The sequence below is a fragment of the Pseudomonas sp. GOM7 genome, assembly GCF_026723825.1.
In the GTDB taxonomy this organism is placed as follows: Bacteria; Pseudomonadota; Gammaproteobacteria; order Pseudomonadales; family Pseudomonadaceae; genus Aquipseudomonas.
In genome coordinates this window covers 2,566,390-2,587,746 of the sequence record NZ_CP113519.1, presented here as the reverse complement: position 1 = coordinate 2,587,746, position 21,357 = coordinate 2,566,390, and the positions used below count along the sequence as shown (strand labels likewise).

Here is a 21,357-nt window from a genome sequence, read left to right as displayed (position 1 = left end):
GTGCACGTACGCCGCTTACTTGAGCACGGCCAGCGCAGCGCTGTAGTCCGGCTCGTTGGCGATCTCGCTCACCAGCTCGCTGTGCAGCACCTTGTCCTGCTCGTCCAGCACCACCACGGCACGCGCGGCCAGGCCGGTCAGCGGGCCGCTGGCGATGGCCACGCCGTAGTTCTTGAGGAAGTCGGCACCACGCAGGGTGGACAGGTTGATCACGTTTTCCAGACCTTCGGCGCCGCAAAAACGGGCCTGAGCGAACGGCAGATCGGCGGAGATGCACAGCACCAGAGTGTTGGCCAGTTGGCTGGCCTCACCGTTGAACTTGCGCACAGAGGTTGCGCAGGTCGGGGTGTCGACGCTCGGGAAGATGTTCAGCACCTTGCGCTTGCCAGCCAGGCTGGCCAGGGTGACGTCGCTCAGATCGCCGCCGACCAGGCTGAACGCCGGAGCTTGCTGACCGACCTGCGGCAGTTGCCCCTCGACCTGCACCGGGTTGCCTTTGAGAGTGACTTGCGCCATTGGAACGTTCCTTTTTTCAGTGGGTTTTGCGGGAAACCGGTCGCCCGAGCGTTTCGCTCGGGCTTTGTCAGTGGGGTGTCAGACTAGCGCATAACCAGGGCCGATACACCATCGGCAGTGCGGGGGTTTGAGGATGGTTTCAGGGAGGCTCCTTGATGGCTTGATTGATACCGGACTGGCAAGTTTGTGTGTTGGTTCGTTGAGTGTTCTGGACGCCGCTTTGGGTGTCTTCAGATACTCCGGGTTTCGCCCCCTCGGGCGACTCACTTTTCTTTGAAATGCGCAAAGAAAAGTAAGCAAAAGAAACGCACCCCCGCCATCCGGCCCCGGCTGCGCCGGGGTTCGTTCGTTCCATCATTGCTCCGAGGGCCCGCCGCGAAGGGCCATCCCTGGCCAGTCGCGGCTCTCGCGGCATCCATGCCGCTCAACCCTCTACACAACGATTCCACTCACCCTCCTGAAGGGGGCTTTCGCGCGCCTGAGCGAATGGGCACTCCATAGGTTGCTCGGCGTGTTCTAGTGGCCATGAAGTCACGACTGGGTCGTCGAGTTAAACCAATACTTTCATTCGCGTAGGTTCATTCGCCTGGATAGCTTGCCGGCTTTCAGCCGGCATCCCGGTCAGCCCTAGGGCTGACACATGTACAAGCACTGCGCACTACTTCTGGGTTACCTCGCGTTCAGGCGCGTGCAGAGCCCGCCCAGGAGGGCGAACGCAATCGTCGTGGAAGAGGTCGAGCGACATGGATGTCGCGAGAGCCGCGATGGGCCAGGGATGGCCCACCGTGGCGGGCCTCTGGAACGGCGATGGAGTGAGCGAACCCTGGCGAAGCCAGGGCCGGATGACCGGGCGGAGGGTTTTGGTTACTTTTGCCCTACAAAAGTGACTCGCCTGGGAAGGCGAAATCAGAGACATCAGCAGAAACGCGGCAATCCGGAACAGGCACAAGAATAACCATCACAGGCCAACAAGATCACACACAAACTTGCCAGTCCGGTATCAACAATACCCCCCTCAAAAATCCCGCCGATAGAACAGATCCAACGAACTGGCCAGGCCGCTGGCAGCCTCCAGATAAAGCCGCTTGGTCAGTTCGTAACGCAAGGCGATGGTACTGGCCGGCTCGAATACCCCAACCCCATAACGCAGGCTCAGCCGGTCGGTGATGGCGCCGCTGGCCACCACGCTGGTGGTGATGCCACTGCCCTGGGTGTCGAGCTGGAAGTCCTGAATGCCCAGGCTGCTGGCCAGGCTGCTGGTCAACGAGCTGCTGCCAGCCAACCCCAAAGCCAGGGCCGCCTGACCGAGCATGTTGTTGTCACCGCTGCTCTGCCCCATCGGCCGGCCCAGCACCAGATAGGACAAGGCCTGCTCCTGGCTCATCGCAGGCTCGGAGAAGATGGTGGTAGTGGGTTGCTCGGCATTGCCGGACAGGCGCAGCCCGGCCACCACATCGTCGACCTTGCGGATGGCCTCGACATCGAGGAAGGGCTGGTCGATCGGCCCGGCGAACAGCAATCGGGCGCGGCGGATGGTCAGGCGCTGGCCATAGGCGCGGTAGCGACCGTTGACCAGATCCAGCTCGCCACGGGTGTCCAGGTCATCGCCGATATGCACACGCCCGCGCAGGTCGGCGCTGAGGCCGAAACCGCTGAAGGCCAGCTTGTCCTGGCCCACCTCGACCATGACGTCCATGGCGATACCCAGGGGCTGCTGCTCGCTCGCCGGTGCCTGGCCGACGATCTGCGCATCGCCGGATACCTTGACCGTCGACGGCGGCAGCTCGCGCACGCTGATCTTGCCGCGCGGGATGGCCACCTTGCCACTCATGGCCAACTGCTCCTGGCGCAGTTGCAGACGCAGATCCGGCTCCACCTCCATCTTCGCGTAGGGCTCGACCGTCAGCGGCAGGCGCTGGCCCTGCAGGCTCAGATCGGCCTGCAGCCCCTCGAACCAGCTCAATTCGCCGCGCAGGCTGCCGCGCCCCGCCTCGCCGCTGCTCCAGGTGCCATCGAGCTGCATCTGCTCGCCAGCGATGCGTGCCTGCAGTTGCAGGTTCTCCAGGCTGATGGGCAGCTCGCTACCGGCCAGCTCGCCGTTCTCCAGACGCAATTGGCCGTTGACCTGCGGCTCCAGCAGATGCCCGCCAATGCTGCCGCTGCCCAGCAGACGCCCTTGCAGGCGCTCGGCCATGGGCACGAAGGGGCGCAGCACTTCCAGGTCGAAGCCGCTCAGGCGGAACTCGCCCGTCAACGGCTTGCGCTGCGGGCGCGGATCGAGCTGCGTGCGCACCAAGAGCTCGCCCAGGCGTTCGCTGCGCAGGCTCAGTTCGCTGTCCACCCGCTGCGGACGCAAGGTGCTGTCCAGACGCAGGCTGTCATAGGGAAAATCCAACCACTGCTGCTGATCCACCTGGCGAATGCGCAGGGTGCCAGCACCGGCATCGACCCGGATGTGGCCATCGGGCCCGCTTGTCGGCAGCTCCACCTTGAGCCGTGCATCGAGCTGGCCCTGCCAGGCGAAATCATCCGGCAGCCAGGGTTGCAGGCTGGCCAGGGGGAAGTTCTCCAGCGTCCAGTCCAGGCTCGGTTGCGGCGCCAGACGTTGCTGCGCGCCACACAGGCTGGCCGGGCCAGAGCGCCAGCAGTGCCCCCCCAGGCTCAGGCGGCCGTCGGCCAGGCGCTCCAGGGCCGCCGGCTGCTGCAACTGCCAATCCTGGCCGCCGCTGTGTACCTGGCCGCTGGCGATACGTCCGCGCCAGTCGCCCTGCTCGTTCAGGCTGCCGTCGGCCGCCAGTTGCAGATTCAGCAGCGGCCCTTGCAGATTCAGGGTCAACGCCTGGCGGCGGATATCACCCTGGCCCCGGGCCTGCAAACGACCGAGAAAGGTGTCGTCGATACGGATGCCGTGCAGATCCAGACTGACCTGGGCCTGTTGCCGCGCATCCAGCTTGCCCTGCAGTTGCAGGCGGCGCAGGCTCGGCTCGCCGAACGCCAGGCGCTCGCCACTCAGTTGCGCTTGGCCCTGCGGCGCCTGCAAGGTGCCGGCCAGGCTGACCTGCCCCTGCAGTTGTCCCTGCAGCCCCGGCCATAGCTGCCCCAGACGTGGCAAAGCGAGTTCGAGCTGGCCGCGCAGGCGCTGATCCAACGCCCCCTGGCCGCTGACGCGGTTATCGCCCAGGCGCACCTGCAGGCGCTCCAGTTGCCATTGTTGCCCGGCTCCGCCGCCCTTGACCTGCAATTGCGCCGGCTGCCCGCGCAGGCGGCCAGCGAGGTCGATATCGGCCTGCGCCTGCAAGGTGCCTGCGGCAAAACGCCCCGAGGTATTGAGCGGGCCCGCCAGGTTGCCCGGCATCTGCGCCAGCCAGTAACCGGGGTCGAGGTCGCTGAGCTGGAGCCTGGCCTGCCAGTCGATGACCTCGGCGAAGCCCAGCTTGAGCACCCCTTCGGCACGCCCTTGGCCGGCTTGTAGCTGTATCTGGGGCAAGGTCACCTGCTCGAGGTCTCCGCTGAACGGGCTGATCAGGCTGAAGGCGCCGGCCGGCCCCTGCAGTTGCGCGTCGACATTGCCCAGGTAGTTGCCGCCGCTGTAGCTCATTTCGGCCTGCAAGCGTTGCAGGCTCACTGGCAGCGGCTCATCCAGGGGGTAAAGGCGCTGCCAGGGGAAATCCTCCCAGGCCAGTTGCGCATCGGCGATGAAGGCCGCCTGCCAGTCAAGCTTGCCCTGCAGTTGCAGGTGTTGCTCGCCCTCGGCCTGAATGCGCAGTAGCTGGATATCCGCGCCGCGAGCATCGACTCGACCAGCGAGCGTCACGGCCATGGCCCCCTGCTCGGCAGGTAGGCTGGCCGAGCCTTCGACCCGGTAGCCACTGGCAAGATCGCCCTGGGCACGCAGATCGACTTGCTGCAACTGCAAGGTGGCAGGCAGTTCGGCACTGGCGCTGAAGGCCGGACTGGTCAGATGCAACTCGACCGGCAGGTGTTCGGCCAGGGCCTGCACCTGGCCAACCAGGCGGCCTTCGAGGTAACCACTGCTGTCGGCCTGCACCTCGAGGCTGTGCTGCAATTCACCGCCGACCTGCAGGGCTAGCGTCCAGGGCTTGCCATCGACGGACGGCAGGCGGGCACGCCCGCTCAGGCTGGTCGGCCAGGCGCCTTGAGGTTGCAGTTCACCGCTAAGCTCCAGGGCCAGTTCATCGCGCTGCACGGCCAGGCGTTGCAGATGCACACCCCCCTCGTCCCAGTTGGCGATCAGGCTCAACGCCTGCACCTGCGACTGGCCGTCAATACGCAGCTCGCCCAGTTGCACGTCACCCAGTTGCAGGCGCAACGGCAGATCGAGCGCCGGCAGGCTCAGGGGGGCGCTGTCGCTGGACGCGGAGGGAGGCAGGTCGAGGCCGGCTTGTTGCACGTGCAGACGATCCAGGCACAGGGTCAGGCGCAGCAGGCAGGCCGGCGACCAGGCCATGTCCAGGCCTTGCAGCATCAGGCGCGTATCGCCCTGTTGCCAGATCAGGCTATCGGCTTGCCAGGCGCGGCCCAGACGACCGTCGAAGCCCTGCACCTGCAAGCCCGGCACCTGCGTCAGCAACCAGCGGCTGCCCGCGCTGCTGCCCAGCAGCACGCCAATACCCAGGGCGAGCATCAGCAACAGACCCAACAGGCCGCCGGCCAGCCATGCCCAGGTGCGCCTCACAGCTCCGGCCCCATGGAAAAATGCAGACGTATGCCGCCATCGTCATCCAGCGCATGGGCCAGATCCAGGCGCAACGGCCCCACCGGCGAGATCCAGCGAATGCCGACCCCCACACCGGTCTTGAGGGTGGGAAACTCCAGCGAGTTGAACGCGTTGCCCTGGTCGACGAAGGTGGCCAGGCGCCACTTGTCCGTGAGGCTGTACTGGTATTCGGCGCTGGCGGCGAACAGGTAACGCCCGCCTATCCTGTCGCCGCGATCATTCTCCGGCGACAGGCTCTGGTAGTCGTAGCCACGCACGCTCTGATCGCCACCGGCGAAGAAGCGTAGCGACGGCGGCACGGCGGAAAAGCCATCGGTCTCGGTGCCACCGAACTGCACCCGGCCGAGGAAACGGTGGTTGTCGAAAACCGTGGTCAAGCCCTTGAGCATGACATTGCCATGCAGCACGTTGGCATCGGACAACACGCCATCCACCGCGCCGCGCAACTCGAACTGCAGGCGATAGCCCTCATTGGGATCGAGGCGATTGTCGCTGCGCAGCAACGAATAACTGGCACCGGGCATCAGCAAGGTGCTCAGCCCCGAGTCATTGCCCAGGCGATATTCCTCGCGCTGGGCCTTGACCGACAGCACGCGCTGCCAGCCGCCCTCGCGCTGGCTGTGCCATTCCGGGCCAAAGGTGAGCAGGCGGCTGAGGCTGTCGCTACTGGCCAGCTCCTCGTACTGGTAGCCGCCAGCAATACGCAGTTTGTCGGTCAAGGGCGGGTCGCCGGGAATGTCGTACCACAGGCCGACGTTCTGCCTCGGCGCGGACAGCTCCATGTCCACCCCATAGCTGTGCCCCTGCGGGTTGCGCCAGTGACGGGTCCAGTTGGCACGCAGCCGTGGCCCCACATCGGTGGAGAATCCCAACCCCAGGCCCAGGGTACGCGGCTCGCGGGTCTGCAGGGCGATGCTGACCGGAATGCGCAACTGCTCGGCCTGGGCCGGAATGGCATCGACCCGCACCGACTCGAAATAACCGCTGGACTGTAACGCCTGATAGAGCTCGGCGATCAGCGCCGAATCGTAGGGTGTATCGGCCTTGAACGGCACCATGCGCCGCAGCAGTTCCTCATCGAAGGGAAACTTGCCGGTGAAGGCAATATCCCCCAGGCGATAACGCGGCCCACTGACATAGACCAATTCGATGTCGGCGACTCCGGCGGCCGGATCGATACGCAGCGTCTGCTGGGTGAACCTGCCATCGAAAAAGCCGTAACGCGCGGCCTGGTTCTGGATCAGTCGCTTGGCATCTTCGTAGCGCCCATGGTTGAGCACCGCCCCTGGATGCAGGCGACTGTTGCTGGGCACGCGAAACGCGCTCAGCTCGCTGGCCGGGCCTTCGATACGAATGTCGACGTTGCGCAGGCGCACGCGTTCGCCCGGCTCCACCTCGAGGATCAGCCGCGGCGTTTCACCGGGCTCGACCCGACTGCGGATGCGCGCCTGGTAATAGCCGAGCGCCTGCGCCGCTTTCTGCGCCTCGTTCTCGGCGATGCGCCGCACGCGCCGCAGGGCCTGGATATCCCGCCCCTGTAGCGTGCCGACATAACCTTCGATGTTGGCCTTCAAGGCCGAGTTGGCTGGCGTGACCCGCACATCCAGCTCTGTGGCAGCCGTGGCGCAGGCGCTGAAGAGCATCAGCAGCAAGGTACGCCGAACCTGTATCCATGCACTCATGGCGGCGGATGCTAACACGTCACAACACGCACGCCAGCGCGACTCGCCCCTCTGTTGCTGGACGTTCAGGCTGGAGCCGCTACCAGACTTTGCGGGTTGGGATGGAAGAACACATGCTCGACCACCGGACCGATGGCCAGCTCGCCAATTTCCTCGTAACCCTGGCGCCGATAGAAATCCAGATAGCGAGCGTTGCCGGTATCCAGCACCACGCCCTGCGAGCCAGTATCCTCGGCACACCAGTTATGCAGGGCTGCGAGCAGTTGCTCGCCGTAGTGCTGGCCCTGAAACTCCGGATGAATGCCGATCAGCGGCAGCACGTGGTAAGGCCCCGGCGGCAGGCAGGCGATCACCGCCTCATGGTATTCGAGGTAGCGTCGGGTACAGCGCAAGCCGGTGCTCAGCAGCATGCCCAGGCGCCAGCGCCAGCTTTCGGTGATGTCCAGACGCCGTTGCGGTGGCGCGATCAGCGCTGCGCCAATCAGCCGCTCATCGAGCAGCAGACCGATGGCCGGCAGTTCTTCGGCGAAGTGCTGCTTGACCAGCTCGCGTACCGTGGCCCGCACCCGCTGGTCGAAGCCGGCCCGCTCGGCCTCGAACAGGTAGGCGAAGGTAGGTTCGTGGCGGTAGGCGTGATAGAGCACGGAGCGCACTTCACGGGCGTAGCCGGCATCGAGCAGGCGAATTTCGGCAGGCGTGTCATGGGGCATGGCTGACCTCTACTGGTTGGGGTCTTGGAACCCATTCACGCACTGCAGTTCGTGGACAGGCTCTTTATTGGCAAGCTAGCAGCGACCCAGCACAACCGCCAGGCGCTGGCCGCCACGGCCCATGTCGGCTAGCATCGCCTTTTGCCTTCAGGGATCACCGCCCGTGAAAATCGTTTCCTTCAATATCAATGGCCTGCGTGCCCGTCCTCACCAGTTGCAGGCACTGATCGAAAAGCACCAGCCCGATGTGATCGGCCTGCAGGAAACCAAGGTGGCCGACGAACAGTTCCCCGAGGCGGAGATTCGTCAGCTCGGTTATCACGTGCACTATCACGGGCAGAAAGGCCACTACGGCGTCGCCCTGCTCTCGCGCAACGAGCCGCTGAGCCTGCACAAGGGCTTTCCCGGTGATGGCGAGGAGGCCCAGCGCCGTTTCATCTATGGCACCTTCGCCGATGCCCAGGGCAACCCCATCACCGTGATGAATGGCTATTTCCCCCAGGGCGAGAGCCGTGACCACCCGGTGAAGTTCCCGGCCAAGCAACGCTTCTACGCCGACCTGCAGCAATTGCTGGTGGAGCGCTTCGACCCGCAACAGGCGCTGGTGGTGATGGGCGATATCAACATCAGCCCCGAGGACTGCGATATCGGCATTGGCGAGCCCAACCGCCTGCGCTGGCTGAAAACCGGCAAGTGCAGCTTCCTGCCGGAAGAGCGCGAGTGGCTGGCCACCCTCAAAGACTGGGGCCTGGTGGATAGCTTTCGGCAGCTCAACCCCGAGGTGAACGACCGTTTCAGCTGGTTCGACTACCGCAGCCGGGGCTTTGAAGACGAGCCCAAGCGCGGCCTGCGCATCGACGTGATCCTCGCCAGCAAGCCGCTGCAGGCACGCCTCAAGGACGCCGGCATCGACTACGAACTGCGTGGCATGGACAAACCCTCCGACCACGCACCAATCTGGCTGGAACTGGCCTGAATAGACGGGTTCGTCATATCCCTGCAATCTCTTCGTCTTAATGTGCGCGGCATTTCCAGCCAACCCCAGAGCACCTCTAACAGGCGGTTGAAAAACTACCTGCGTTGCCATTGCTGCGTTAAAAACAGCCTCAAAATGCTCATTTACAACACGTAAACTGCGCTTTTTCGGCTGTTTTTGCCTTGCACTGGCTGCCTCGCCTACGTTTTTCAACGGCCTGCTGCAGGTGCCCAAGACAAGGTGTTTGCCGCATGTCGCGCGCCCAAGCCAGCCAAGACCACGAACTGTGGAGCCGTACCCTTTCCCTGCTGCTGCTCGGTTTCATCTGCTATGCCCTGCCTCTGTCAGTGTTCGCCGCCCAAGATGACGCCCCGGTACTGCGCGTGCAGGGCTCCAATACCATCGGCGCCAAATTAGGCCCGGAACTGATCAAGGGCCTGTTCGCCGCTCAGGGCCTGAGCGATATCCGTATCGTGCCGGGCGCGGCCGACAACGAGCAACGCATTGTCGCCAAGGGCGCTGATGGGCGCACCCTGGTAGCGGAGGTGGCGGCCCATGGTTCCGGTACGGGGTTCGTCGCCCTCGAAGAGGGCAGCGCCGATCTGGCAGCGGCCTCTCGCCCGATCAAGGACAGCGAGGCCGAGGCGCTGGCCGCTCTGGGCGACATGCGTAGCCTGGCAGCCGAGCAGATCATCGCCATCGACGGCCTGGCCATCATCGTCAACCCCAGCAACCCCGTGGCCCGCCTGGACATCGAGCAACTGGCCCGCCTGTTCGCCGGGGAGATTCGCGATTGGCGCGAACTCGGCGGCCGCCCCGGCACGGTGACACTCTATGCCCGCGACGACAACTCCGGCACCTATGACACCTTCAAGGAGCTGGTACTGGCCCCCGGCGCGCACAAGCTGGCCGCCGAGGCCAAGCGCTTCGAGTCCAGTACCGCGCTGTCCGATGCGGTGAGTCAGGATGCCAACGCCATCGGCTTCATCGGCCTGCCCTACATCCGCCGGGCCAAGGCCGTGGCCATCGCCTCCGGGGATTCGCAGCCCATGTTGCCGAGCACCAGCCTGATCGCCACCGAGGACTATCCGCTGTCGCGCCGCCTGTTCCTTTACGCTCCACCGCGCTCGAACAACACCTGGGTGCGCGCGCTGATCGATTTCGCCCATGGCCCCCAGGGGCAGAAGATCGTCGCCGACAGCGGCTTCATCGCACAGACGGTACGCGCCATCGAGGTTGCCCCGTCCGCGCAGATGCCCGCCGAGTACCGCGAACTCGCCGCAAAGGCCCAGCGCCTGTCGGTCAATTTCCGTTTCCAGGAAGGCAGCGCCAGCCTCGACAACAAGGCCCAGCGTGACCTGAACCGGGTGCTGGACTACCTCAGCGGCCACGACAAGATGCAGAACAAGGCGGTGCTGGTAGGCTTCGGCGACCCCAAGAGCGCGCCCTCACGCGCCGAGCTGCTGTCGAAGCTGCGCGCCATGGCGGTACGCCGTGAACTGGCCAGCCAGGGAGTGCTGTTTCGCGACATCATCGGCCTGGGCGACGAGCTGCCGGTGGCCGCCAATGACGAAGACAGCGGGCGTATCCGCAATCGCCGTGTCGAGGTATGGGTCTACTGACCCGCCTGACCAGCGCCCAGCGAATATAAGGCTCTTCGCAGAATCTCGGGAAAGTCTGTCTTGAGACTGGACTGGCAAGTTTGTGTGTGATCTTGTTGGCCTGTGATGGTTATTCTTGTGCCTGTTCCGGATTGCCGCGTTTCTGCTGATGTCTCTGATTTCGCCTTCCCAGGCGAGTCACTTTTGCCCCGGATGGCCGGCCCGGGAAAAGTAACCAAAACCCTCCGCCCGGTCATCCGAGCTAGGCGCCCCCGCCCTGCTGCGCGAGGGTTCGCTCACTCCATCGCCGTTCCAGAGGCCCGACCGGATGCGGCCCACCGACGGTGGGCCATCCATGGCCCATCGCGGCTCTCGGCTTTGGCATCCTGCGTCGCTCTACCTCCTGCATCCATGTCGCTCAACCTCTTCCACGACGACTCTGTTCACCCTCCTGGGCAGGCTCTGCACGCGCCTGAACCTGCGGTAACCCAGAAGTAGTGCGGAGTGCTTGAACATTGGTCAGCCCAAGGGCTGACCTGAATGCCGGCTGAAAGCCGGCAAGCTATCCAAGCGCATGAAACTACGCGAATGAAACTATTGGTTTAACTCGACGACCCATAGCGACTTCACGACTACCAAAACACTGCGTGCAACACCTGGCATACAAGTTCGTTCAGACGCGCAAATACCCCCTTCAGGAGGCCGAACGTAGGCACTGCGCAGGGGGCGAGCGGCATGGATGCCGCGAGAGGCTTAAAGGGCCAGGGATGGCCCTTGTAAGCCGACCCCGGAGCGGTGCCGGAGTGAGGGAAGTCGAGCGCAGCGAGACCCGGATGGCGGGGGTGCCAGGCCTTTTTGCCTTCTTTTGTGGCGTTTGACAAAAGAAGGTCGCCGGGGGGCGAAACAGAGGACATCAGCTAAACGCGATAAGCAGCTTGAACACCGAAAACAACACACAAACTTGCCAGTCCAGTATCAATGCTGATTTTCCCGAGACTCTGCAAAGAACCTTATCTTGCTCAGGAGTTGCCGTTTCTGTGCGGCGAATCCACCCATTGCGGAATCACCCGCAGCACCAGCCACACCAGCAACGTCGCCAACACGGCGATGGCCTCGCTGCCAACCCCGACCGCCACGCCGATGGCCGCCGACGACCACAGCCCGGCGGCGGTGGTCAGGCCTTTCACGTCGGCCAGGCTGTTGCCCTTGAGGATGGTGCCAGCGCAGAGAAAACCGATGCCAGTGGCCACACCCTGGATCACCCGGCTCATGGCATCGCTGGCGGCGCCTTCCTGCTCCAGCACCATGACGAAGATGGCCGCGCCCAGGCACACCAGCATGTGCGTGCGCACCCCGGCGGCCTTGCCGGTGACCGCACGCTCGTAGCCGAGCAGGCCACCCAGCAGCATGGCCAGCAACAGGCGCAGGCTGGAGCGTAGCAGGTGCTCGACCTGCAGCAGGTCGGCCAGCTCCAGTTTCAGGGTGGCCAGCAGAGTTTCAGCCAGATCCATCGCACGCCCGCCTCAAGTCGTTTTCTTTGTCTGAGCGCCAAGGCCGGCGAGGGTTCGCCTGGCCGCTCGTCCAGGGCGGGGAACCAATCCGCTGCCCTGAGTTTCTCCTGCTAGGAAATCGGCCATCCGGCCGAAACCGCCTGGAGGAAAGCACCATGCCAAGGGGTAGCAAAGCCAAGTACAGCGACAAGCAGAAACGCAAGGCCGAGCATATCGAGGACAGTTACAAAGCCCGTGGCGTGCCGGAGGACGAAGCCGAAGCGCGTGCCTGGGCCACGGTCAACAAGCAGTCCGGTGGCGGCGACAAGCCCGGCGGATCGGGCCGCAGCACCAGCGGTGCGGAGAAAAAAGCGGCGCGCGAATCCTCTGCGCGCCGTGCGGCAAAATCGCGTCAGGGCGTGCCCCGCCCCGGGCAGAAGCTGGAGGCCATGAGCCGTGACGAACTGATGGAATTGGCGCGCAAGCGTGATCTCTCCGGCCGTTCACGCATGCGCAAGCAGGAACTGCTGGAAGCGCTGCGCAAAATGTAGGCATTCATTCGCGGTCATCGCCATCGCCCTCGACTACCTCGTCGCTCCACGGCTCACCGTCGAGCGGCGCGGAGCGGGCCAGTTCGGCTTCGTCCAGACCGATGCCCAGATCCACCTCGGTCTCGTCCACCACGCTGAGTTCCTCGTCCATGGGCCGATCGCCGCCCGGCTCGTGCGGGGAACGAGCGCCGCTGTCATCGATCAGGGTGTCCGGGCTGAGATCATCGAGGCTGACGTTGTCCTCGTGCTCGCTCTGCCCCTGGGTGGCGGCGCCGGTCAGCCCTGCCTGGCGCTCCGCAGTGCGCTCGTCCTGCGCTTGCTGGTCGTCCTGGAAATCCAGTGGTTTGTCATTGCGGTCTTGCATGGCAAATCTCCTGTGCGGGCGGCGGCATACAGCCGCCGCGCGTTAGCTCGACGCCTCGACTCAGGGCGAAATCGGGTCGCTGGCCGGAAAGGTTTCCTCCACGGCATGGTCGAGCTTGGACTCCTGGTGGGGCGCCCTGCTCGCTGCACTCTGCTCGTGCACCTTGGGCAGTGCGGCCCGCATGTCGGCGATGCGCTGGCGCAGGCACTCGATCTCGGCCTTGGGATCGCTGACCATCCCCTTGACCACGCAGTGCCCGGTCAGCCCGCGCTGCACCAGCACGGCACCGCCCAGCGCCTTGAGCACGCCCCCAGCGCCCCCACGGGATACGCCAGCGACTATGGCGGTGAGGCCAGTGGCGAGGGAAACCGCACGCTCCAGACGGTGGACGTTATGAGTGAGTGATGACATGGCATGTTCTCCTGGTCAGTGACGGAGCCGATACAGCCCCTGTGTGTTTTAGAAGCACCACCATCCAGCAAAGGTTCAGACAATCGGGCCAGTGGCCGGATTGCGTTCCAGCCCGCCGGATGGCGCCAGGCTGCTCTGCACCATCAACTCATCGACCAGGCTGCACAACGCCTCGCCATGGCCCAGGCCGGCAGCACGGGCCTGCCGGTAGCTGCGCAACTGCGCTTCGGCACTGCCATCCTGGCGCGCCAGGCGGCGGGCGCGGGCCAGTATCCATTGGTCAGCGGCCGGCACCCGTTCGCCGATCTGCTCCAGCACCCGTTCCAACCAGGCCTGGAATGGCAGGCTGCGGCGGCTGGCCGGCTCGATGAAGTCACCGCGCACACCACGGCGCTTGGCCCGCCAGCGGTTCTCCAGGGTCAGGGTGCGGGTCAGCGGGTCATCCACCCAGGCCGGGTGAGACGTGGCCAACAGGTGCTCGAGCATGGCGCGGAATAGCCCGGCGATGCACAGCGCATCGTCCAGGTCGGGGCAGGCATCGGCGATGCGCAGCTCCAGGGTCGGGTAGCGCAGCGAGGGGCGGATGTTCCACCACAGGTTGGCCGCCGAAGCGATGCAGCCGGTGTCGGTCATCACCTGCAGATACTGCTGGTAGGCATGCTCGTCGCGAAAGTGATCAGGGATGCCCATGCGTGGCCACTCATCGCACACCGCCTGGCGATAGCTCATCAGGCCCGACGCCTGCCCCTGCCAGAAGGGTGATGACGCGCTCAGGCCCAGCAGCAGCGGCAACCAGGGTATGAGCCGGTTCATCAGGCGGATGCGGTCGACGCCCTCGGGCACCCCGACGTGCACGTGCAAGCCCGCCAGCACACTGCGGCTGGCGACCAGGCGGTACTCGTCGAAGATCGTCTGGTAGCGGGCCAGCTCGGTGGCCTGCACATCCCGCCAGTCAGCCAGCGGGTGACTGCCGGCGGCGACGATGCCACAGCCCTGGCGTTGCGCCAGGCGGGCCAGGCAGCGGCGCGCCTGGCTCAGGTACTGGCGCGCTGCGGCGAGGTCGTGCAAAACCGGCGTCACCACCTCGAACTGGGCGGCGAACATCTCCCGGGTGAACCCTGTCCCCAGTGCCTGCCGGCACGTCGCGGCGAAGGTGTCGAGACCATCGCGGGCCACCTTCCTGGTGGCCAGATCCGTGAGGAAGAATTCCTCTTCGATGCCGAAACTGCTGTCTGTCATGGCCTGCTCGCATGGGTGGGTGCAGTGATGGAGCCGCTCCGAGGCTGCCAGGTTCAACCCATCGGACGGAGCGCCCGCAGGCCGAGATTTAGGTGGAATCTTTGTCCGAACCGGCCCCTCCTAGACAGAACATGGCCCTGCCACAGGAGAAACCATCCATGCCGATTGCCAGCCTCGCCACGCCGCTCGCCAAGCTTGCGCGCCCAGTCCCGGAGAGCGGCCCCTGGCAAGCCAGCTACCGCCAGTTGCTCGCGGCACGACCGGGTGCGCCTGCGGCACGGGCCGTTCTCGAAGCGAGCCTGGAGGACGCGGCGCAGTTGCCCTGCGACCTGCCCGAAGTGCCCGCCGAGCTGCCCCAGTGGTCGCGCCTGCACACTGCACAGGTCGGCGCCGAATACGCGGCCTACCTCGCCGAACGCCATGCCGGTGGCCCCCGACGGTACTTCGCCGGGCGCGCTCAGGCTCTGTACTTCCTGCGCGCAGTGGCACCGACCAAGGAGGTCGATGGCGCCTGGCTCTATGGCTGCCTGCCGTACTGGCGCGACCTGCGCCTGCAACCACTGGTGCGCACCTATCTGGAAGAGCTGGGCGACGGCCTGGCCGCGCAGAATCACGTACTGCTGTACCGTCGGCTGCTGGCGGCGCAAGGCTGCGAGCAGCCCAGTGCCCTGGACGACGGGCTCTATCGCCAGGGCGCCATCCAGCTAGCGCTCGGCCTGCAGGCCGAGACCTTCCTGCCGGAGGTGATCGGCTACAACCTCGGCTACGAACAATTGCCGCTGCACCTGCTGATCAGCGCCTACGAGCTCAAGGAGCTGGGCATCGACCCCTATTATTTCCAGCTCCACGTCACCATCGACAACGCCGCCAGCGGCCATGCCGCCAAGGCGGTGCAGAGCGTGCTGGACAACCTGCCGCAGGTGGGCGATGCCGAGGACTTCTACCGCCGCGTGCGCCTCGGCTATCGCCTCAACGATCTGGGCAGCGGTTCGTGCGCGGTGATCGCAGGTTTCGACCTGCAACAGGAGCTGGTGCGCATGCTCGAAGGCAAACGCCCCTTCGCCGCCCAGGCGCACTCGGATCATTGCCGCATCGGCGGGCGCACGGTGAACCAGTGGCTGGCAGCGCCCGAAAGCATCGAGGCCTTTCTCGATGCCCTGCAGCGTCATGGCTGGATCAGGCGCCATCGCGACCCCAGCCATAGCCGCTTCTGGCGCCTGGTGGAGGGTGAAGGGGCAGCCATGTTCGGCGTTTTCACCCCCTATGAGCGGCAGTTGCTGCATGACTGGATCGCTGGCGACCAGGCCCCTACCCTGAGCTTGCGCCGCCCCCCGCACAAGGAGGTGCTGAGCCTTCCGGCGGCCGCTGCCAAAGCCCCCCTGCAGGAGGCCGAACGCCAGGCGCTGAGCGACGAACTCAGGGCACTGCAACCGGACGAACGCGAAGCGCGTCTGATCGAACTGCTGGCCCCGGCCCGCCACCCCAGCGTGGCCGGCCTGGCCGCCACACGGCTGTTCAGCGACCTGCTGCAACAGGCCCGTTGAACCTGGAGAACACCATGCACGAAAGCGGCCTGACCCCGACCTGCGAACGCGACATCGCCCTGCTGCAACTGGGCAGCCTGCTGCGGGCACGCGGTTACCACTTCATCACGCCCACGCCACTGACCCACGAACGGGTCAATGCCCGCGCGGATGCAGCCCTGGCTGGCGATCTGCGCGATGTATTCGGCTGGAACCGTCCCTTCTCGCTGGAACTGCTGGATGAGCCGATCATGACGGCGATGCGTGGCGCCGAGGTGCTGCAACCCTGTGGGGATCTCTGGCGCAGCCGGGTGCGCTGGTCGAGCCTGGATGAACAACTCTACCTGCACGCCGGTTTTCCCACCGAGCAGGCCGATGCGGTGTTCTTCGGTCCCGACACCTACCGTTTCGTGCGCCTGCTCAAGGCGCACCTGGCCCATGAACGGCGGCCCATCCGGCGTATCGCCGACATCGGTTGCGGCAGTGGCGCCGGCGCCATCTGCACTGCCCTGGCGCGGCCCCAGGCCGAAGTGCTGGCCCTGGACATCAACCCCGAAGCGCTGGCCTTCACCACCGTCAACGCGCGCCTGGCCGGCCTGTTCAACCTGCAGGCCCGGCACAGCGATCTGCTGCGCGACGTGGACGGCCAATTCGACCTGATCATCGCCAACCCGCCCTACATGCTCGATCCGCTGCGCCGCACCTATCGCCATGGCGGTGGTCGCCATGGCAGTGCGCTGTCGCTGGCGATCTTCGACACCGCCATGGAGCGCCTGGCACCGGGCGGCACCCTGCTGCTGTACAGTGGGGTGGCGATCGTCAAGGGTGAGGATGCGCTGTTCAACGCCATCGCCCTGTCGCTGCGCGACACGGGCTGGGACTGGCAGTACGAAGAGATCGATCCGGACGTGTTCGGCGAGGAGTTGCAGAATCAGGCTTACGCCGAGGTGGAGCGCATCGCCTGCGTGGCCCTGCGTCTTACCTGCCGGCAATGAGCACGAGGCGGGAGCCCAGGGCCCCCGCCTTGGCTCAAGCGGCGCGTTTTTTCGATTCGCTCTCGAGGGTCTTGCGCATGGCCTGCATCTGCTCGCCCAGTTCCTCCAGGCGGCGTTTACCGAGCAGTTTGCTGGCTTGCGGAAACATGTCGCTCTCTTCTTCCTCGATATGGTGTTCGAGCAATTCCTTGAGCACTTTCACCCGCCCAGCGAACTCCAGGGTCGAGGGTGAAGTTTCCTTGATATCGGGCAATACCAAAGAATCCACGGCACGGTGTTCTTCCTTGGCTTCACTGGTCATCACGGTTTCTTCTTTCTTGCCGGCCTCACGGAAAGCCGGATAGAAGATGCGCTCTTCCAGTGCGGTATGAATCTGTAATTCCTGCTCTATCTTCGCCACCAGTTTCTTGCGCGTCTGCACGGCGCGCTCGCTGGTATCCTGCAGTTGTTCGAGCAGTGCCTTTACCGTCTCATGATCCTGCTTCAAAAGATCGATGGCGTTCATGGTCTCTCTCCCTTATCCAGGCTTTTTTCAATCACGGTCTTGCAGCTTTGGGAAATAATGCAAGGCCCGAGAAATCGGGCCTTGCAGACGGCTCAGGAGTCACGGCTGCCGTGACTGTTCTGGCCTCCCTTGCGTCCGGCTTCCGAGGCACGCTGGCGGTCATTGGCGAAGTTGCCTCCGCTGTTCTTGCCACCCTTGCGCCCGGCTTCGGAAGCCTTTTCGCGGTCGTTTGCAAAGTTTCCCGGATTCTTGTTAGCAGCCATGTCATGGCCCTCCTGAGTTTGATATTTCCGTGCAATGGCTTTATTGCCCTTGCAATTATTCAGGCAATCCAGACGGTGAGGTGTTCAGGTTATTTTAAGTGCCGTATATCGGCTCTTTTCGAGGATGGCGATGGAAGAAAATCTGGTTGTTTTTTTGCTGTTCATGCGCAGGAAACTTCATGCTTGATCCCTCACCGATGAACTCGGCGTACTGCTTCGCGAACAGTCCGCTAGTCCATGCCAGGCCCGGCACCCCACACCATGTCCAGTCCAGGAAGCCCCAATAAAAAACGCACGAACATCTGCATGCCCGTGCGTTCTTCACAGCTTCTTGTAGGAATGATCAGCCGTTGACCACACTCCCACCGTTGACATGCAACATCTGCCCGGTGACGTAGGAAGCATCGTTGCTGGCCAGGTAGACGTAGGCCGGCGCCACTTCGGCTGGCTGCCCCGGCCGCCCCAGTGGCGTTTCGGCGCCGAATTCGGCCACCTTGTCGGCACTGAAGGTGGAAGGAATCAGCGGCGTCCAGATCGGACCCGGGGCCACGCCGTTGACCCGGACTCCACGTGACGCCAGATTGATCGACAGCGAGCGAGTGAACGAGGTGATCGCCCCCTTGGTCGAGGAGTAGTCGATCAGCATCGGGTTGCCCTTGTAGGCGGTGACCGAGCTGGTGTTGATGATGCTGGCGCCGCTGTGCAGGTGCGGCAGCGCCGCGCGAGTCAGCTGGAACATGGCGAAGATGTTGGTGCGGAAGGTCTTTTGCCACTGCTCCTCGTCCATCTCCGACAGATCCTTGCGCGGGTGCTGCTCACCGGCATTGTTGATGAGGATGTCCAGGCGCCCCCATTTGCCGATCACCGCATCGATCACGCACTGACAGAAGCCCGCATCGCCGACGTCACCAGCCAGGGCCAGGGCCTCGCCGCCGTGACGCTTGACCTCGTCCACGGTCTTCTGCGCATCCTCGTCTTCGTTCAGGTAGACCAGCGCCACCTTGGCGCCTTCCAGGGCGTAGTGCACGGCCACGGCACGGCCGATGCCACTGTCGCCGCCAGTGATGATCGCCACCTTGTCGATCAGCTTGCCGGCAGGACGATAGGCTTCGTCGAGGTAGATCGGCTCGGGCTGCATGGCATGCTCGAGGCCGGGCTGACGTTGCTGATGCTGGGGCGGCAATGTCTTGTCGTTCATACGGGGCTCCTTGGTTCAGACAGCCTGCAAGCGTGGGCTCACGGCTGCCGGGTGGGTCTTGTGACGGTGCTCGAAACAGAAGTTGGTGGCCTGCACGTAGCCTTCGGCCGAACCGCAGTCGAAGCGCTGGCCCTTGAACTTGTAGGCCAGCACGCAGCCCTGTTCGGCCTGTTTCATCAGGGCATCGGTGATCTGGATCTCGCCGCTCTTGCCCGGCTCGGTCTGCTCGATCAGGTCGAAGATGTCCGGCGTGAGGATGTAGCGACCGATGATCGCCAGGTTCGACGGGGCATCCTCGGGTTTGGGTTTTTCCACCATGCGCTCGATGCGGAAGATGTCCTCGCGCAGCGCCTCGCCGGCGATCACGCCGTAGCGCGACACCTCCTCCATCGGCACCTCCTGGATGGCGACGATGGAACAGCGGAACTGCTCGTAGAGCCTGACCATCTGCGTCAGCACGCCATCGCCGTCGACGTTCAGGCACAGGTCATCGGCCAGCACCACGGCGAAGGCCTCGTCACCGATCAGCGGGCGGCCGGTGAGGATGGCGTGGCCGAGGCCCTTCATCTCCACCTGGCGGGTGTAGGAAAAGGTGCAGGAATCGATCAGGTGGCGAATGCCGTTGAGGGATTTTTCCTTGCTGGTGTTGGAGATCTCGTGCTCAAGCTCGTAGCTGATGTCGAAGTGATCCTCCAGTGAACGTTTGCCCCGGCCGGTGACGATGGCGATCTGGTTGAGCCCGGCCTCAAGTGCTTCCTCGACGCCATACTGGATCAGCGGCGTATCCACCACCGGCAGCATTTCCTTAGGCATCGACTTGGTCGCAGGCAGGAAGCGGGTACCGTAACCAGCAGCGGGAAACAGACATTTCTTGATCATGGGGCACCAATGTTCTGAGGGTGGGTACTAGGAAAGGACTCATCTGAGCGCCGCCCGGTTCAAGAATTTTTCATCCCCCTGCTCAGTGATAGCTCTGCTCGGGTGTCACCGTGCCGCGGAACAGATGACAACTCCAAGCGGAAGGACATGCTGAAGGCGAACTGCATGCGTGCCAGCCCCACGGCATGCAGCGAAGGGCATCAGACTCGCTTGTCGAATGTCGCGCGAATCGCTGGAAGGAAGGAGGCCCACCAGGAGCCTCCTCGGGGTGTGGCAAGACTCAACTACGACCGCCGTGGCTGTTCTGCCCGCCTTTGCGGCCAGCCTCGGAGGCCTTCTCGCGGTCATTGGCGAAGTTGCCGCCGCTGTTGTGTCCGCCTTTCTTGCCGGCCTCGGAGGCCTTCTCGCGGTCGTTGGCGAAGTTGCCAGGGTTCTTGTTGGTGGTCATATCGGTATCTCCTCAGTGACAGGGCACCAATGCCCTTGCACTGTTTTGGAGAAAGCCCCTGCGGCGGATGTTCAGCTTTTTTCTGCGCTGTACCGCGACACCGCGGACGAGCGGTTGTCTGCGCCTCAGTCTGCCTGCGGGATGATGGAGATCTTGCCGTTACGCTCGATGATCGCGTAGCGAATCTGCTCCAGGCGCTCCAGCCCGTTCTCGCGGGCCGACTCCATGACGTCATCGAGCGTCATGCGCGCTTTGTCCAGGCGCCATTGCAGCGGCACGCCATCCTCGACCACCACGGTCGGCGTGCCGTCGAGCAACTGCGCCAGCCGTTCGCTGCGGCGCTTGAGCAGCGAGGCGCCGACATCCAACACGATCAGGGTGACAATCACCAGCACCGCGTTGGTAACGGAAAAGTCCTCGCCCAACAGGGCCTGCTGGGTCGCCTCGCCCATGATCAACAGCAGCACGAAGTCGAAGGTGGAAAGCTGCGCCAGCGAACGCCGGCCAGCCAGTTTGAACAGGATCAGCAGCGCCAGATAGATGGCGCCCGCACGTAGTACGGCATCCATGGGAGTCTCCTCAGGGGTAGATGAACTGGCTGATCTCGACCCGCTGGCCAGCCGCTTGCAGGTGCGAACGATAGGCGCCGACACCGTCGGCCTTGAGCTGGATGCTGACCTCGGTGATGGCCGCGCCCTTGCCGAAGTGCAAGACCAGCCCGCCCTGGCCGTCGCTGACGCTGCTGGCCGGCTGCGGCTGGATCGATTCGATGGAGAAGCCCTGCAGCAGCTCGCCGCCCAGTTCCAGGGCAGCCGCGCGCGGTAACCTCACCAGCAGCAATGACGAAGCGCCGTTGCGCATGAAGCGCTGATAGTGCACCTGCAGCTCACCCCGGGGGCTGGCAAGACGGGCATCGCTCAGCGGCCCCTTGGAGAACAGACCGGCCAACGCCAGCGCAACCAGCAGAAGCAGGCCATACCAACCCACGCGCTCGATCTGCCAACCACGAATCTGCAGCGGCATGTTCTCGCGTACCGGCACACGGCGGCTGTTGCGTTCGGACTGGTGCATGGACGGTTCCTCCTGCCTGTTGTGACCGCTTGGCGCAGCAAAGGTCAGGAAAGAATCACGCTTCCGTCCGTCGGTTTGGGCGACCCTAGTTCAATCATGCCAGTCCCTTTACAGGTGCACCTGCAACGCAGGTGAACACCGAAACGCTGCACACGAGGAGATGGGATGAAACGCAAGACCTGCCGGACACCTGCCCG

19 protein-coding genes and 1 pseudogene are annotated in these 21,357 nt (G+C 64.3%); 5 read left to right on the top strand and 15 right to left on the bottom strand.

The window, feature by feature from the left end:
• Positions 1-15: 15 nt before the first annotated feature.
• From tpx to OU800_RS11750, 4 genes are all read right to left on the bottom strand, one after another.
• On the bottom strand, positions 16-516 hold the full coding sequence (gene tpx, locus OU800_RS11765) for a thiol peroxidase (protein WP_268184000.1): 501 nt from the start codon (positions 514-516) through the stop codon (positions 16-18).
• Positions 517-1,531: 1,015 nt separating this feature from the next.
• Positions 1,532-5,161 carry a translocation/assembly module TamB domain-containing protein gene (locus OU800_RS11760; protein WP_268184289.1) on the bottom strand — a complete coding sequence of 1,210 codons (3,630 nt, stop codon included), beginning with the start codon at positions 5,159-5,161 and terminating at the stop codon, positions 1,532-1,534.
• A gap of 47 nt (positions 5,162-5,208) precedes the next feature.
• A complete protein-coding gene (locus OU800_RS11755; RefSeq protein WP_268183998.1) occupies positions 5,209-6,936 on the bottom strand; it encodes an autotransporter assembly complex protein TamA in 1,728 nt (575 codons plus the stop codon).
• A gap of 65 nt (positions 6,937-7,001) precedes the next feature.
• Complete coding sequence (locus OU800_RS11750; RefSeq protein WP_268183995.1) at positions 7,002-7,646, bottom strand: GNAT family N-acetyltransferase; 645 nt, start codon at positions 7,644-7,646, stop codon at positions 7,002-7,004.
• Between the two features lie 163 nt (positions 7,647-7,809).
• Between OU800_RS11750 and xthA the strand changes: the two genes are divergently transcribed.
• Both xthA and OU800_RS11740 read left to right on the top strand, forming a co-directional pair.
• A complete protein-coding gene (xthA, locus tag OU800_RS11745) occupies positions 7,810-8,622 on the top strand; it encodes an exodeoxyribonuclease III (RefSeq protein ID WP_268183993.1) in 813 nt (270 codons plus the stop codon).
• A gap of 251 nt (positions 8,623-8,873) precedes the next feature.
• Positions 8,874-10,244: a substrate-binding domain-containing protein gene (locus OU800_RS11740; RefSeq protein WP_268183991.1), complete on the top strand. Its 1,371-nt coding sequence runs from the start codon at positions 8,874-8,876 to the stop codon at positions 10,242-10,244.
• A gap of 998 nt (positions 10,245-11,242) precedes the next feature.
• Here OU800_RS11740 and OU800_RS11735 read toward each other — a convergent pair.
• Positions 11,243-11,734, bottom strand: coding sequence for an MgtC/SapB family protein (locus OU800_RS11735; RefSeq protein ID WP_268183988.1), 492 nt, complete (start codon positions 11,732-11,734; stop codon positions 11,243-11,245).
• 155 nt (positions 11,735-11,889) lie between these two features.
• Between OU800_RS11735 and OU800_RS11730 the strand changes: the two genes are divergently transcribed.
• Positions 11,890-12,264, top strand: coding sequence for a Rho termination factor N-terminal domain-containing protein (locus OU800_RS11730; protein WP_268183986.1), 375 nt, complete (start codon positions 11,890-11,892; stop codon positions 12,262-12,264).
• Between the two features lie 4 nt (positions 12,265-12,268).
• On the opposite strand, the gene OU800_RS11725 is transcribed toward OU800_RS11730, so the two are convergent.
• From OU800_RS11725 to OU800_RS11715, 3 genes are all read right to left on the bottom strand, one after another.
• Complete coding sequence (locus tag OU800_RS11725; RefSeq protein ID WP_268183985.1) at positions 12,269-12,628, bottom strand: hypothetical protein; 360 nt, start codon at positions 12,626-12,628, stop codon at positions 12,269-12,271.
• Between the two features lie 60 nt (positions 12,629-12,688).
• Positions 12,689-13,039: a YgaP family membrane protein gene (locus tag OU800_RS11720; RefSeq protein ID WP_268183984.1), complete on the bottom strand. Its 351-nt coding sequence runs from the start codon at positions 13,037-13,039 to the stop codon at positions 12,689-12,691.
• A gap of 75 nt (positions 13,040-13,114) precedes the next feature.
• Positions 13,115-14,278 carry a carboxylate-amine ligase gene (locus OU800_RS11715; protein WP_268183983.1) on the bottom strand — a complete coding sequence of 388 codons (1,164 nt, stop codon included), beginning with the start codon at positions 14,276-14,278 and terminating at the stop codon, positions 13,115-13,117.
• A gap of 158 nt (positions 14,279-14,436) precedes the next feature.
• Here OU800_RS11715 and OU800_RS11710 point away from each other — a divergent pair, with 158 nt between their 5' ends.
• The gene (locus OU800_RS11710) at positions 14,437-15,822 is read left to right on the top strand and encodes an iron-containing redox enzyme family protein (RefSeq protein WP_268183981.1); all 1,386 of its coding nucleotides are present in this window, start codon (positions 14,437-14,439) and stop codon (positions 15,820-15,822) included.
• A gap of 14 nt (positions 15,823-15,836) precedes the next feature.
• Entirely contained in the window at positions 15,837-16,796 is a 960-nt protein-coding gene (locus OU800_RS11705; RefSeq protein ID WP_268183980.1) for a N5-glutamine methyltransferase family protein, read from the top strand.
• Positions 16,797-16,830: 34 nt separating this feature from the next.
• Here the strand turns inward: OU800_RS11705 and OU800_RS11700 are convergent, their stop codons facing one another.
• From OU800_RS11700 to OU800_RS11670, 7 genes and pseudogenes are all read right to left on the bottom strand, one after another.
• On the bottom strand, positions 16,831-17,301 hold the full coding sequence (locus OU800_RS11700) for a hemerythrin domain-containing protein (protein WP_268183979.1): 471 nt from the start codon (positions 17,299-17,301) through the stop codon (positions 16,831-16,833).
• 92 nt (positions 17,302-17,393) lie between these two features.
• Entirely contained in the window at positions 17,394-17,564 is a 171-nt protein-coding gene (locus tag OU800_RS11695) for a general stress protein (RefSeq protein WP_268183978.1), read from the bottom strand.
• Between the two features lie 343 nt (positions 17,565-17,907).
• Positions 17,908-18,762, bottom strand: coding sequence for an SDR family oxidoreductase (locus OU800_RS11690; RefSeq protein ID WP_268183977.1), 855 nt, complete (start codon positions 18,760-18,762; stop codon positions 17,908-17,910).
• A 15-nt stretch (positions 18,763-18,777) separates the two neighbouring features.
• On the bottom strand, positions 18,778-19,641 hold the full coding sequence (galU, locus tag OU800_RS11685; protein WP_268183975.1) for a UTP--glucose-1-phosphate uridylyltransferase GalU: 864 nt from the start codon (positions 19,639-19,641) through the stop codon (positions 18,778-18,780).
• Between the two features lie 280 nt (positions 19,642-19,921).
• Positions 19,922-20,068 (bottom strand): annotated as a pseudogene (locus tag OU800_RS11680) (general stress protein); the annotation flags it as partial.
• Positions 20,069-20,214: 146 nt separating this feature from the next.
• Entirely contained in the window at positions 20,215-20,658 is a 444-nt protein-coding gene (locus OU800_RS11675) for a DUF421 domain-containing protein (RefSeq protein ID WP_268183974.1), read from the bottom strand.
• 10 nt (positions 20,659-20,668) lie between these two features.
• Entirely contained in the window at positions 20,669-21,160 is a 492-nt protein-coding gene (locus OU800_RS11670) for a hypothetical protein (protein ID WP_268183973.1), read from the bottom strand.
• Positions 21,161-21,357 lie beyond the last annotated feature (197 nt).

Bases quoted from the DNA above. Each gene is read 5' to 3' on its own strand.
- OU800_RS11725 (WP_268183985.1), bottom strand. From the start codon at position 12,628: ATGCAAGACCGCAATGACAAACCACTGGATTTCCAGGACGACCAGCAA.
- OU800_RS11735 (WP_268183988.1), bottom strand. From the start codon at position 11,734: ATGGATCTGGCTGAAACTCTGCTGGCCACCCTGAAACTGGAGCTGGCC.
- OU800_RS11720 (WP_268183984.1), bottom strand. From the start codon at position 13,039: ATGTCATCACTCACTCATAACGTCCACCGTCTGGAGCGTGCGGTTTCC.
- OU800_RS11750 (WP_268183995.1), bottom strand. From the start codon at position 7,646: ATGCCCCATGACACGCCTGCCGAAATTCGCCTGCTCGATGCCGGCTAC.
- OU800_RS11760 (WP_268184289.1), bottom strand. From the start codon at position 5,161: ATGCTCGCCCTGGGTATTGGCGTGCTGCTGGGCAGCAGCGCGGGCAGC.
- OU800_RS11740 (WP_268183991.1), top strand. From the start codon at position 8,874: ATGTCGCGCGCCCAAGCCAGCCAAGACCACGAACTGTGGAGCCGTACC.
- OU800_RS11690 (WP_268183977.1), bottom strand. From the start codon at position 18,762: ATGAACGACAAGACATTGCCGCCCCAGCATCAGCAACGTCAGCCCGGC.
- OU800_RS11695 (WP_268183978.1), bottom strand. From the start codon at position 17,564: ATGGCTGCTAACAAGAATCCGGGAAACTTTGCAAACGACCGCGAAAAG.
- OU800_RS11715 (WP_268183983.1), bottom strand. From the start codon at position 14,278: ATGACAGACAGCAGTTTCGGCATCGAAGAGGAATTCTTCCTCACGGAT.
- OU800_RS11710 (WP_268183981.1), top strand. From the start codon at position 14,437: ATGCCGATTGCCAGCCTCGCCACGCCGCTCGCCAAGCTTGCGCGCCCA.
- OU800_RS11705 (WP_268183980.1), top strand. From the start codon at position 15,837: ATGCACGAAAGCGGCCTGACCCCGACCTGCGAACGCGACATCGCCCTG.
- OU800_RS11730 (WP_268183986.1), top strand. From the start codon at position 11,890: ATGCCAAGGGGTAGCAAAGCCAAGTACAGCGACAAGCAGAAACGCAAG.
- OU800_RS11755 (WP_268183998.1), bottom strand. From the start codon at position 6,936: ATGAGTGCATGGATACAGGTTCGGCGTACCTTGCTGCTGATGCTCTTC.
- OU800_RS11670 (WP_268183973.1), bottom strand. From the start codon at position 21,160: ATGCACCAGTCCGAACGCAACAGCCGCCGTGTGCCGGTACGCGAGAAC.
- OU800_RS11675 (WP_268183974.1), bottom strand. From the start codon at position 20,658: ATGGATGCCGTACTACGTGCGGGCGCCATCTATCTGGCGCTGCTGATC.
- OU800_RS11700 (WP_268183979.1), bottom strand. From the start codon at position 17,301: ATGAACGCCATCGATCTTTTGAAGCAGGATCATGAGACGGTAAAGGCA.
- tpx (WP_268184000.1), bottom strand. From the start codon at position 516: ATGGCGCAAGTCACTCTCAAAGGCAACCCGGTGCAGGTCGAGGGGCAA.
- galU (WP_268183975.1), bottom strand. From the start codon at position 19,641: ATGATCAAGAAATGTCTGTTTCCCGCTGCTGGTTACGGTACCCGCTTC.